General features: G+C 39.0%; 10 protein-coding genes and 1 pseudogene. All 11 read right to left on the bottom strand.

Annotated elements, in window-relative coordinates; all coding sequences use genetic code 11:
- Window positions 1-6: 6 nt before the first annotated feature.
- Window positions 7-1,695 (bottom strand): hypothetical protein, encoded by a 1,689-nt coding sequence (locus tag Q1W14_RS02135; protein ID WP_300698837.1) that lies wholly within the window; start codon window positions 1,693-1,695, stop codon window positions 7-9.
- A gap of 594 nt (window positions 1,696-2,289) precedes the next feature.
- Entirely contained in the window at window positions 2,290-2,940 is a 651-nt protein-coding gene (locus Q1W14_RS02140) for a hypothetical protein (protein WP_300698840.1), read from the bottom strand.
- Window positions 2,941-3,138: 198 nt separating this feature from the next.
- Window positions 3,139-3,322: pseudogene (locus Q1W14_RS02145) on the bottom strand (hypothetical protein); the annotation flags it as partial.
- Between the two features lie 392 nt (window positions 3,323-3,714).
- Window positions 3,715-4,158, bottom strand: coding sequence for a DUF6078 family protein (locus Q1W14_RS02150; protein WP_300698843.1), 444 nt, complete (start codon window positions 4,156-4,158; stop codon window positions 3,715-3,717).
- A gap of 131 nt (window positions 4,159-4,289) precedes the next feature.
- Window positions 4,290-5,102 carry a glucosamine-6-phosphate deaminase gene (gene nagB, locus Q1W14_RS02155; protein WP_300698845.1) on the bottom strand — a complete coding sequence of 271 codons (813 nt, stop codon included), beginning with the start codon at window positions 5,100-5,102 and terminating at the stop codon, window positions 4,290-4,292.
- Between the two features lie 27 nt (window positions 5,103-5,129).
- Entirely contained in the window at window positions 5,130-6,338 is a 1,209-nt protein-coding gene (locus Q1W14_RS02160) for an FprA family A-type flavoprotein (RefSeq protein ID WP_300698848.1), read from the bottom strand.
- A 60-nt stretch (window positions 6,339-6,398) separates the two neighbouring features.
- Entirely contained in the window at window positions 6,399-7,325 is a 927-nt protein-coding gene (locus tag Q1W14_RS02165; protein ID WP_300698850.1) for a TIGR01212 family radical SAM protein, read from the bottom strand.
- Window positions 7,326-7,751: 426 nt separating this feature from the next.
- A complete protein-coding gene (locus Q1W14_RS02170; RefSeq protein ID WP_300698855.1) occupies window positions 7,752-8,624 on the bottom strand; it encodes a hypothetical protein in 873 nt (290 codons plus the stop codon).
- Window positions 8,625-8,636: 12 nt separating this feature from the next.
- On the bottom strand, window positions 8,637-8,996 hold the full coding sequence (locus Q1W14_RS02175) for a hypothetical protein (RefSeq protein WP_300698858.1): 360 nt from the start codon (window positions 8,994-8,996) through the stop codon (window positions 8,637-8,639).
- A gap of 13 nt (window positions 8,997-9,009) precedes the next feature.
- Entirely contained in the window at window positions 9,010-10,815 is a 1,806-nt protein-coding gene (locus Q1W14_RS02180; protein ID WP_300698861.1) for a RagB/SusD family nutrient uptake outer membrane protein, read from the bottom strand.
- Window positions 10,816-10,827: 12 nt separating this feature from the next.
- Window positions 10,828-13,872: a TonB-dependent receptor gene (locus Q1W14_RS02185; RefSeq protein ID WP_300698863.1), complete on the bottom strand. Its 3,045-nt coding sequence runs from the start codon at window positions 13,870-13,872 to the stop codon at window positions 10,828-10,830.

Below are 13,872 nucleotides of genomic sequence, written 5' to 3' on the forward strand. Positions count from 1 at the left end.
TTTTAATCAAGTGGACATATTTAAAGGATAAAAAGTTAAAAACTTATCTAATTCATCATCACTTTTCAATTTTAATTTATCTCTCAACCTTTGTTTTTTCTTGAAAATTGAATTCTTCTCACATTGAAATACAATCATTAATCCAGCTGCAGTAAAGTCAAGCTTAACAAATATAGCCAACATGAGATTATTATCATTTAGGCTATATTCCTTTTTCAATTTACTCACAAAACCTCCAAACATCAAATCAATATATTCAAATACCTGAGATTTTTCTTTTTGAGTCATATTCTCAACAATGAGAAGACCTTTCTTCAATTGTTCTAAAACATAGATACCACCTGCACAAGAATCTTCTTTTATTGCTTTATTCTCACTTACCAATATTTGAATTCTTTGATTCAATTTTACAATTTGTTCTTTAACCGATTCATCATTTTTATTCTCCAGATCATTAATCCTCTGATTTAAACTTTCCATTTGCAATTCAGCATTCTTTGCAATTGTTTCTTCCTTACGTTTCAAATCATCAATCTGGCAAATATATTGTCCTATTATCTGTTCATTCTTATTTATAGCTTCAGTCACTTTCTCAAAATGCACCTTCAAACGTTTTCTTAGAATTCTTCTATATTGTTTTTTTATCCAAAAATATAAAGAGATGCTGATAATTATCAGTAAAGAAAAAATGGAAATCCAAAAGTAAAATTGTTTTTGATTTTTCTGTTCGAGCAAATTCTTTTCCATCTTTAACTTCCCTGTTTCATATTTACGTTGGAGAGTAAGTATTTGATTGCTTAAATTTGCATCTTGATCTAATCTCCATAATGAATCAGACTTTTCTTTATAATAAAGAGCTAAAGCATAATCTGCATTTTGTTTCTCTAATAAATAAAGATAATTATATGCACCAGACTGCGTGAACACATCTTTAGATGTCAAGCCCTGTTCAAAACACTTTTTTGCTTTATCCAATTTTCCTATTTGCCTATATACATCCCCCAAAGATAAATAATAGTGCTTAATAGTATGAGGATTCTTTTCATATTTAATAGCCGCTAAAAAGTGATCAATAGCATTATTAAACTTCCCTTCCTTTTTTTCTACAATTCCCAACATTTGAAGCAATGAAGGTAAAATAGATGCAGTACTATCGCCATTTAAAAGTAAAATTCCTTGATTTAAATACCACATTGCACTATCACTTTCTTGCTTAATGTCATATATCCATGCCATATTACGATAGTTATATATTATCCCTAATGTATCAGCCATTTTTTGAAAGTAATAAACAGATCTTCGATAATTATCAGAAGCCTCATCATACATAGCTCGATCATCATTCACACGACCTATATATTCCTGCAACATAGCCAGCATTTTATACTCTTTTGTTTTTTCCAATTTAGTTTGGGCATTCAAATAAGCTTGCATGGCTATTGTATCATTATCTTGCAAATCCAACACTTTACCATAATATATGAGTGCTTTTCCCGCCTTCACATTATCATCGTTATCTTGATAATAATCTACCGCAAGTTTTATCAATGAATCAGATTGTAAGCTATCCAAATAATTTTTATCACGAGCTTGGGTTAAGAGCAGTGCATAATCAGCACATTGTTTTCCATACAGTCTCTCCGGATGAGGAATTTGATTTAATAATAATAAAGCACTATCAGGATATACTTCCATACATCCTTCTACTTTACTTAGAATTTCAGTTGTTTCATTCTGTGCGCATGAGCATAATAGCCCGCAGAAAATAATAATTTGTAGATATCGTACCATAAGTTGCATTTCAAATCTTTTATAGATCTTACAAATATAAAATTAACTCATTTAGCATTACCAAAGTAATGATTTAACAGTTAACTGACCAAAGATACAAATATCTGTTTCAAAAAGCACACTAAATGGAGGAAAATATAACATTCAGTACTATACAAAAAAATTAATATCATATTTGCAGAGATGCCTCTGCAAATACAATATTAACTATTTCCTACAAACAAACCTTTAAACTTTACCTTTAAAATCGACCAATTCTAATAAACAAGAAAACTACTATTTAATAACCAATTATTTCGATAATAAAAAAACAATGTCACGATTGCAACTATGCTACTTTTACTTATTCAAATATAGCAAACATCATAAAAATTTCATCAAAAGAGAAGTGGACAAAAAAGAGCAAAGAACACACTTTGATAAAACACTGACTACAAATCAAATGCATATCATAACGTCCTAAAAAGTAGTGGACAAAAATTTATCTTACTTATAGTATTAAAAGCAATAGAACTTCAAAATCAGCTGTAATAGCACGTTTTCCTCTGATTCCCCTTGCGAAATACCTGTTTTTTTCAAATTATAAAGTTGCGCCAAAAGGTATGCAGATTGCTTTTCACAAACACGAGTATCATGTACCAGTTCTGCCCAACATACAGTTTCTCCCCATAGATCAGCCGGAAAAAAAGATAAGGTTTCAACAGGAATAGCTTTGTTCTTAAATTTACGAAATATCTCCGCTAAAAAAGATACTATTTCAGATATTTCCCTCTTACTTCGACTACGAAAAGTAGAATGGCTATTTCTACAACGTAACAAAAAGTAATATCCTATCCACAAATAAAAAGGAAACACTGCTATTTCAGAACGTGCTGCTTTTTTCCAAAAATAAATCAGTGAAACATCCATATTTCCTAATACCGTATCCGTTTCATCATTAATATAAAACTTTTGGGCTAAACATTCTATTACGCACCCCCATTTTGCCATACGGATATAATCTTTAGAATCACTTACAAGATTCTCTGCCTCCTTTAACATCAAAGAAGCTTTACCTTCACATTCCGGCTCATCACCATACAAGCGATATTGATGGAATAACTGAAGAGATTGACACAATAACTCATCAAAAGAATATTCTGATTCCATATAATAAGTAAATCTCTGAAGTAAACAAAGGTAGGTAAAGCCCATAAAACAGACAAAAGCAACTGTGGACAAAGAATTATTTTACGAACAACCTAATTATAAATTCATTAAGAACAGATTCTATCCTCTGAAGTGGACATTGTAGGGTCGCAAATCACGTCGTTTCAGCACAAATACTGGCGATGCTGATAACAGACCTCACAGCCCACCGATGTTCCCTGCTGCCAATGGAAACCAAAAGGCTTCTTTGTCTATACCAATCATAAAAGAAATGAATCCAAAAATTGTAGAAACTACCGTTAGGAAGAATACCACGTATCAAAATAAACGACGCAAAACCTCCTTGGCTGAAGTTTAGCTTGAACCAATAGAAAGTAAGAAATGCAGTTGTTTATCATTCTGCAAAATGAACAAAAATGCAAGATACTATCCAGTAGCATTACAAATAGATACGACTACTTTTATGTATAATTTAGCTCTAAAAGATTAAGGATAGCGACAGACAAAAGAAAGCACAGGGCAAAGTAGTAGTCATTGTATGTTATGGATATACTTAATTACCAACACTTTCTGTTTACATATCTATTTCACATAAATGTAAATACTTTTACTCAAGGATGTAACAACCCTTACCTAATAGTGTAACGGTCGTTACCTTGTAGTGTAAACACCTTTACTCCATAGTGTAAAGAGCGTGATGCTGTGAGGTAAAGGATGTCTTCCTCTTATGTAAAGAATGTATTAATCTAATGTTGAAAATACATCTGCCTATTCCTATCCCCAGCAATACGTTTCTTTGTAGGTATCAAAGTACTCCTGCTGATTCAGTCCTAACTCTTTGGCAAGTGCAATAATCTGTTTTTGTTCGGCGGGCGACAGTAGTGTTTCGCCTTTCCGCTTCTGGTAGTACCTTCTGAAGCCCCAACTGCCAATCAGTCTGTAGCGGAATGTAGCTGACACACGTACCGGAAGCGATTCTGTGGTAGACAAAAAGCCTTTTGCATAACGAACTTTCTTATTGGAGCAATAATATTCACATTTGTCCGGCATCATTGTTGCAATAGTCCGCGGGTTTAGCGTGGGCAAAAAAGGAACATCAGCAGGAGCATGATTATAAGCTATCTGACGCAAACAAGTTGCACTTTTGGGACAATTCTGGGCAGCGCACATACCGAAGCGCCCGGGAACTTCTGAATAATCAAACGGTTGTTCTTCCATTATATATTTAAATTAGATAGCACCAGTTGTTAGTTATAAAACTAGTAGCAAACTAGCACTCATTTTACAAAAAAGCGCAATCCGTTTGCTTATTATAAACGGATTGCGCTAATTGATAGATCGTTATCTGCTTATTTTAGCAAACTTTCTGCATCCAAATGATCTGCCTCAATATCCTTGAAGTAACGGTAAGTACCCACTTTCAATTCGAAAGTAGCGTCATCATCGCAAACAATGATACCCTTTTCGTGCATTTGCAAAGCACTGATAGTCCACATTTGCATTACAGGACCCTCTACCGCATGATAGAGTGCACGAGCCTTGTTGTGACCATTTACAATAATCATCACTTCTTTAGCGCTCAACACAGTACCTACGCCAACAGTTAGCGCAGTCTTGGGCACCTTATTTACATCGTTGTCAAAGAAACGAGAGTTAGCAATGATAGTATCGGTAGTCAGCGTTTTCTGACGAGTACGTGAAGACAAAGAAGAACCCGGTTCATTGAAAGCAATGTGTCCGTCGGGACCGATACCACCCATAAACAGGTCGATACCACCGTAAGACTCGATTGCCTCTTCATAACGTGCACACTCAGCATCTAAGTCGGCAGCATTACCATTCAGAAGATTAGTGTTTTCCGGTTTGATGTCGATGTGACTGAAGAAGTTATTCCACATAAAAGAGAAGTAGCTTTCAGGATGATCTTGAGGTAAACCTACATATTCATCCATATTAAAAGTAACCACGTTCTGAAAAGACACGATCCCTTTCTTGTTCAAGTCTATCAAACCTTTGTACATGCCCAAAGGAGAAGATCCGGTAGGACATCCCAATACAAATGGTTTCTCAGGCGTAGGATTAGCCGCTTTGATTTTTGCAGCTACATAATGTGCCGCCCACTGTGATACGGATTGATAATCCGGCTGAATGATTAGTCTCATTGTTATTATCTTTAAGAGGTTAATATATTATTGATCACTGTTTCTGTCTTTCTTTAAACGATCCGCCATGGCACGTGCCAGATTTTCACATTGTTCGTAGGTGATATCTTTCATGGCCTGCTTCATTTCCACCGGGTCGCCTACGATTTCGAACTTGCTCTTTTCTGCAAACTCGCCCATACGTTTCACGGCAGCACCCGACCAGCAGAATGAACCGAAATAGCCGAGATAACGTCCTTTCACCTCACGCACCAATATTTTAGAAAGCAAAGATTCTACTTCCGGATAAATCTGATTGCTGTAAGTAGGGCTACCAATTATCAAACCACGATATTTAAAGATATCCATCAGTATATAGGAAGGATTACTTTTACTTACATTATGCATCACAATATTCTTGATGCCTTGTGCCGAAAGTTCGGCAGCGATAGCCTCAGCCATCTGTTCGGTATTGCCGTACATAGAGCCGTATGCAATAACCACACCTTCGTCGGTGGCATACCGGCTCAATTTATCATAGATGCCGATAACTTTGGCTATATTGTCCGTCCACACCGGTCCGTGAGTAGAGCAGATGGTAGAAATGGGCAGACCGCCCAACTTCGCCAATGCTTTTTGTACCGGAGATCCATATTTTCCGACAATATTAGAATAATAACGCACCATCTCATCCCAATACTTATCGAGATTAATACGTGTATCGAGGAAACCGCCGTCCAACGTGCCGAAGCAGCCAAATCCGTCTCCGGAGAAGAGAACACCATCCGTTTCGTCGAAAGTCATCATCGTCTCGGGCCAGTGCACCATAGGAGTCATGTAAAAACGAAGAGTATGATGTCCTAAAGCAAGGAAATCATCATCCTTTACCATATACTGCTCGCCCGTAACACCATAAAAACCTTCTATCATACCGAAAGTCTGCTTGTTGCCCACGATAACAATATCGGGATAATGCTGTTTAATAAGACGAATAGAGCCGGAATGGTCCGGTTCCATGTGATTGATGATAAGATATTGAATGGGACGATCACCGATAATACATTTTATCTTGCGAAGATATACCTCAAAATAGCAGATATCTACCGTATCTATCAACGCTACTGTTTCATCATCTATCAGATAAGAGTTGTAAGACACTCCGTTAGGTAACGGCCACATTCCTTCAAACAAATGCTTGTTGCGGTCATTCACTCCCACGTAGTGGATTTTTCCTTTTATCAAAGTTTTAGGGTTCATTGTTTACTCTAATTTAGATTGATTCCATATTCTAACAGCGGCAAAATTAATGCTTTTTTCTCACATTTCATACTTCTTGCCTTGATAAGCACCCAGTTCTTTCATTCTTTTTTGAACCCGATGATTAAATTCATAATTTTTTAACCCCCAGTCGGGAGCAATAAGTAACTCTTTGGGCGACTGCGACACAAAACGTTCCAACACAAGATCGGGACGCAGATGTTCAACGTAATCTATGACAAGTTCAATATATTCGTCCACATCAAATAAATGGAAATCTTCCGGATGTTGCTCATACTCCAATGCCATACTGGTACCTCGAATCAGTTGCAACTGATGCATTTTCAAGGTAGTCAGCGGCAAACGGGATAAAACTTCTGCCTGCGCCACGATATTCTCGTGGGTTTCGCCCGGCAATCCTAGAATAACATGCCCACCTGTCAGAATTCCACAAGACACCGTACGAGCTACAGCATCCATAGTTGTCTGAAAGGTATGTCCACGGTTAATGCGTTTCAGTGTCGCGTCATTGGTACTTTCTATTCCATATTCTACTAAAAGAAATGTATGCTTGTTCACCTCTTCCAAGTACCGAAGCAGCTCGTCAGGCATGCAGTCGGGACGGGTTCCGATGACCAACCCCACCACTCCATCTACCGTCAATGCTTCTTCGTATTTCCGTTTCAGGCTTTCCAGTTCACCATACGTATTAGTATACGCCTGAAAATAGGCAAGATACTTCATTTCCGGATATTTACGAGCAAAGAATAGTTTTCCTTCTTCCAATTGTTGGGTTATGGGCTTCTCCGTACGACAGTAATCAGGATTGAAAGTCTGATTATTGCAGTAAGTACAACCGCCATAGCCTTTGCTCCCATCCCTATTGGGACAAGTAAAGCCGGCATTCAACGATATTTTCTGCACTTTACAGAAAAAATAGCGTTTCAGGAAAGAGGGAAACTCATTGTAAAGAGACATATCACTCATAAGGTACTATTCTATATTACTGGCAAAAATAAGATTTTAAAAAGAATTCAGTTGTACAAAGGAATTCTTTTTTGCTCCGTGAACTAAAATGCACTGCCTACCATTTAACTTAAAACGTCTTCAAGCCTTATTAAAAACCTCCTTTGCATAAAGGCAAAAATCTTCTTACCTTTAAAGAAAACTATAATTAAAACTTTTGATTATAAAACCGAAGCCTTTGATTATATAACCAAAGGTTCTGATTATAAGATCAAAGCTTTTGATTAAAGTTTATATTATAGGTAAAGCAACTTTTGCTATTATGCAAAATAAGTTTTCATTTAACAGCAAGCAGTTTTTATATTAATAAATAAACCCTGCCACAAGCCGAGGGTTAGTCGGGCTTATGGCAGGGTAACTCATTAGAGACTTATGCTCTGCTGCTTTTTATTTCATCATTTTAATGGTCAGTGTAACTTTACCACCCACACCCGACGTCAACGACTCGACAAACATCATACCTCGAACGGAATCATCTTCATTCTTAAACAGGTAGGCCATGCCCTCATTCACCGTAGCCGTACTGAAGGTACCGTATTCAATCATATTGAGATTGCGCATCAATGCGTCATTCGTCATATTATCGAACACACTCTTAGTAATGGCTTTTCCTTTCACAGCCGATACACTCACAAAGCTGGTAATGTAGCCTGCTTTGTAATCGGGCAAAATATTCTGCAGAATCAAGTCTGACGGAGAAACAAATAGAATTTCTTTTTTACCTATGTTGTAACCGAAACAGAATCCTTGGGGATTTTTCATCGACTTCATCTCAGACACAGTATACACTTGTTTGTCCTCGAATGAGAAGAAAAAGCCCAAGTAAGGATTATATTGCGCACCCATAGTCACAGTATAGGTGTCAACAGGTTTAGCCATAAGATAGTGGAATGGAGTAGATACCGTATTACCTACTTGGTCGGTCACCATAAAAGAAATATCAAAATCCTCCTTCTTGCCTTCGAGCGGTACTGCTAGCTTAAATATCCGAGATATGCTATCTCCTAAGATATCGGATGTCAGTGTGGATTCTCCCATGACAAACGAATAGAACTTTTGCTGAGCATATATTCTACCAATAATGGTATCTACCTTCGCTTCCGGATCATCGGTCAGAGAGAAATCATTCGGATCTATCACATATGTGTTTACATCATTATTGAAAAAAATGTATGGAGGCATTGCTGGAAGCGGACCTTCTTCCTCACATGCAATCAATAACAACGGCAAAATGAATAGTGCTATAAAATATTTTTTCATATTGCTTGCTCTTTAATAATTTACTGTAACTGTATAGACATTATTTGTCTCACCGTTTGGAGACACTACCGTATATTCTACCGGATTGGTAAAATCCTGCACTTCGCCCGATGCAGGCGTTACTACTGCTCTTTCAGACACAACGATCTCGGGGCGAATAGTTGTTTTATCAATTCCTTTCGGAATGGTAAGTGACACTGTGCGGGCTTCCTGATCAATGGTTGCATCAAAATAAATATTCTGATTCTGATAAACTCGAAAGCGGGTCAAGTTAGCATTTACGCTTGGTGGAATCACCAATCCGTCTTCCGGTCTTGTGCAACTGCTCATTATGCATACAAGCATAATAAACAGATAGATATATTTTTTCATATTTCTCATTCAATTAATTAGTTGCTGTTGATAATTTAGGCCAGTTCGGATTTTGTTGAAGCGCAGGGTTCATCAATATTTCTGATGTGCCAAGTGGGAATAGATAATCCTTCTTTAAGAAGATCATTGGTCTTTTTACATTCACAATATTGTAAAAACCTCCGTCGTGCGGTTTGGGTACATCGTATCCTTGGATGTATTTGCCGTTCATCACTTCCTCGGCTATTCTCCAGCGACGGATGTCGAAGAATCGGAAATCTTCAAAAGCCAACTCTATACGACGCTCATGCCAAATCTTCTTGCGCATCTGATCTTGAGTCAGATCAGTAGGTAGATCGGGCATACCTACACGGTTGCGAATCTTGTTGACTGCATCGTAAACCGCTTGGGAAGGAGTAGCGTCAAGTTCATTCTGTGCTTCAGCAAAATTCAACATCAATTCACTTAAGCCGAAAATACGGGTGAAGTTTCTACGACAGTTGCCGCGACCACCATTGTTAGGATCTGAGTCCGAAAACATAGGATCGATGTACTTCTGTAAACAAAATCCAGTGAGAACAGCTTCTGCCCAACCGTGATTATTTGAATCCGAACCGCCTGCCCATGGTTGATAAGTATATTTATCATACACTGCACCCGGAAATGCAAGGGTAGCCTTGAAGCGAGGATCACGATCTTTTCCCTGTTTAGCATTAGTCAAGTCATATCCACTTTCGGGATGCGAAGGCATCAATCCACTAGGGTACATCTCAAATTCCATAGCCAACTGATAGCTGCCGTTCATCCAGTGGAAACCATTTTCCGTACGATTTCTCCACTGTGCATTAATACCTTCCCAACGATTGTCAATAGTAGGGTGAGAAAGCCAAATAATTTCCGGTGTATATTTAAACTGTCTATCAACAAATTTGCGATAATAGTATTCCCAAGTCCCTAGTTCCAACTTTGTATCATCTGGTTCAGCTAGCGGAGAATCCAAAGAATAGGTGGGATCGTTCATAACCATTTTACAAGCCTCAACAACCTTTGCCCATCTTGATTTATCATAATTCATATAACACTGGATATCGGTATACTCAGACGATACGGGAGTATCTGTATTAAATAATGGACTGGCAGCCTGAAGACGTAAACGAGCTATGCAAGCATAACAAGCTGCACTGGTAGCCATACCCACCTGATTGGGCGTGGCAACAACATTAGAAGGAAGATTTCTAGCTGCTTCTTCCAATTCGCTACATACCCACTCTACCGACTCTTCAAACGTATTACGTCGCTGATTGATCAGCTCTGCATAGTCGTTAGGATTCACAGAATGGTCTAAGATGATAACCCCTCCAAAACGTCTGATAAGTTCCTCATAGAAGAATGCACGTAAAAATCTGACTTGCGCTTTCATGAGAACTTTATCCGATTCAGCTCCTTGCGCTCTATCTACATTTTCCAAGAACAAATTGGCCTTGCGAATTCTTTTATAAGTGTTTTTCCAGTAACCAATAGTAGGAATAGAACTTTCCTCACCATCGCCACCGCCGTCATCAGGCGTCCACATTCCAAACTGGACTTTGTCTGTCCACAATGGGGCATAGCCACCGATTCCATCATCTGCAGCACAGTCATATATCACTCCGCGAGCGGTCACATTATAGGCGTTACCATACATCTCAGAGTATATGTCATTCATTACTTTTTTTGCCTCTATCACTGTCGCAAAAGCTTTATCGATATCCATATCATTACTTGCAGGTTTATCCAAATAGTCCTGACATGAGCATAAGAGCAGTGTAAGCCCTAACAATAAATAATTTTTCTTTTTCATTTCATCACTTTTTTAGAATGATACTTTAACTCCTACATTGATTACTTTCATCAAAGGATAGCTGGCGTTTGTGTTTTCGGGGTCATATACCGGAACTTTATCCCAAGTCACCAGGTTTATTCCATTGACATAGAAACGAGCATCAGTTCCTCTGATGGCTTTCATCCAACTTTCAGGAAGTGCGTAACCAATCTCTATATTCTTCAAACGGATATAGTTACCGTTTTTTAACCAGAAGGTACTGCTTCTGTTCCCATCGTTACCTGTCGATCCTATTGCGGGGATAAGACGAGGCAGGCTTGCATCGCGATTCTCCGGTGTCCAGCGGTCTAACCACTCAACGATAGGTGTACTGTTTTCGTTGTTGAACGGCATGTTGGCACCAGTTCTGAAATCGTAGTTCACATTGGCTGCTCCCTGAAACAGACAGCTAAAGTCGAAGTTCTTGTATTTGAAACCCATTTTCACACTGTACATTATTTCGGGAACATTGGTAAATCCTATCGGATGCTGGTCATTATCGTCTATGACACCATCACCATTTATATCTGCATACTTGATATTTCCCGGGTAAAGAGGACCGAACTGAGCAGGACTTCTCAATATCTCTTCTTCTGATTGGAACAATCCTTCAGCGATAAACCCTCTTGCTTGACCTACACGGTAGCCTACCTGCTGCAAGTATGGATAAGCTCTCGGAGTTTCCGGTCTTTCAAGTATTTTATTACGGGCAAAAGAGAACATGCCGCCTACGAAGTAATCAAAGTTCTTGTTTAATCTTTCATGCCATGTTCCGTCCAACTCGATACCTTTATTTTCTACCGCCCCTGCATTGGCTGTAATCGCAGGTCCTCCATAAGTAGCCGGAACAATATCTATATTTGTAAGGATATTGGTTCTTTTTTCATAGAATACATCGGTAGTCCACTCGAAACGGTTATTAAACCAACGGGAGTCGAAACCGAAATTGAACTTGTGAGCGGTTTCCCACGTCAAGTCAGGATTTCCATTACGAGATTCTTTCAGTCCACCGCCGTTTCCTGTTCCACCTTTGTTGGTACCGAATTTAGCATCTCCACCGCCACCCCAACGACTTTCGTAGAAGAAACGTTCGCCACCAATATTGTCATTACCTACCAAACCATAACTTGCTCTCAGTTTCATGTAATCCAGCACTTTATTTGCTTTGAACCAATCTTCTTCCGTAAAGACCCATCCAACAGAAGCAGAAGGAAAGAAACCGAATCTATTGCCTGGAGCAAAGTTCTCAGAACCGTTGTAACCAGCGTTCACCTCAGCCAAATATTTGTCTCTGTAACCATAAGTCACACGACCAACTATTCCTAAGCGGCGATAAGCAACTTCTTGATCGCGTATAGTATTCTCCTGCATATTCATCAAAACCAAACCGGAAACGGCATGCTGTTTGTCACTTCCAAACGCATTACTATAGCGTATAGAAGGCTCAATTACGTATCGGGTATTGTAGGTATTAATATCTCCTCCAAATCCTAACGGATTGCCGATTACCATATGAGGATAGGTTTCTACATTAGGACCGAAAGTATACATATCGTCATTCTTATTGTGATTATATATATACAAATTGTCAAAGTCGAAAGAGAAATCAACATTAACGCTTAGTCCCTTTACCCATTCCGACAAATCGGCAGCGGCACCTAATGTAGCAGTAATAGCCGAGTCTGCTTCTTTTGAATACCCATGAGACACCAAATGGGCAAGCACATTGTGATTAGTCGTAGGAGGAGCTCCCCACGTTCCATCAGGATTACGAATAGGTGTCACATTGGGACTGGCTACACGCACACGTTCAAAGATGGCATTCACGCCAGACGATGGACGACGCTTGTCGCCAATTACACCTGCCAAGGTCAATTTGGCGGACATAACATTATTCAACCGGAAGTCAAGGTTGCTTCTGAAGTTATACTTGGTATAGCTCACATTGGTACTATAATTATCATTATAAGCCCCCCGGCGGAATATACCTTCCTGCCTCAACACATTAGCAGCCACAAAATATTGCATTTTCTCCGATCCACCGGTGATGCTGGCATTGTACTGTTGCATATAAGCATTTTTCTTCAGTACTTCATCATACCAATTGATATCAGGATACAAGAAAGGATTTCCTCCTCCATTCTTATATATGTTCAATTGATCCTGTGAATATTTAGGAGATTGACCATTGTTCACCAAAGCTTCATTTGTCAACACGGCCATATCATACGCACCTACCAATTCAGGCATGGAAGAGGGTGATTGTAGACCAAAATCGGCCGAGAAGGAGATGACGGGTTTACCCACTGTACCGCGTCTGGTGGTAACAAGTACCACACCATTCGCACCACGCACACCATATACAGCTGTAGCCGAAGCATCTTTCAAGATACTGATATTCTCTATTTCCGAAGATTCCATCATAGCAAGTCCCTCTTTACCACGGTCAATACCATCAATCAAGATAAGCGGATCTTGTCCGGAACCGAATGTACTGATACCACGAATATACAAGGTAGCCTGATCCGCACCCGGTTCACCGGAACGCTGTACGGTAATCAAACCCGGTAATCGTCCGGCTAAGGCATTGGATACATTGGACACCGGACTTTGTTTAAGTTCCTTTACAGAAACGGTTGCGATAGCACCCACCACAGAAGCTTTCTTTTGTTGTCCATATCCTACTACTACAACCTCATCCAGTTGTGTCTGATCCGGAGACAGAGAAATTCGGAAGAAATTATCGCTTGCTTTAACTACCTGCAGGTAATCTTGATAGCCTATATAAGATACTCGCAATGTATCTCCCGTTCGGATATGATCCAACTTAAACACTCCATCCATATCGGTGATTCCACCAATCGTACTGGTTGTTACTCGAATTGTGGCACCAATCAAGGGCTGACTGGTTTCATCCAACACCAAACCTTGGATTGATTTCGTCTGCTGTGCATGAGCAACACCAGCTATAAGCAGCAATGCGCTTATGCATACAAGCTGCCCAATTGTTCTTTTTATATTTGTTAGTGTTCTCAT

This window comes from Bacteroides sp., from assembly GCF_030151085.1.
Classification (GTDB): domain Bacteria; phylum Bacteroidota; class Bacteroidia; order Bacteroidales; family Bacteroidaceae; genus Bacteroides.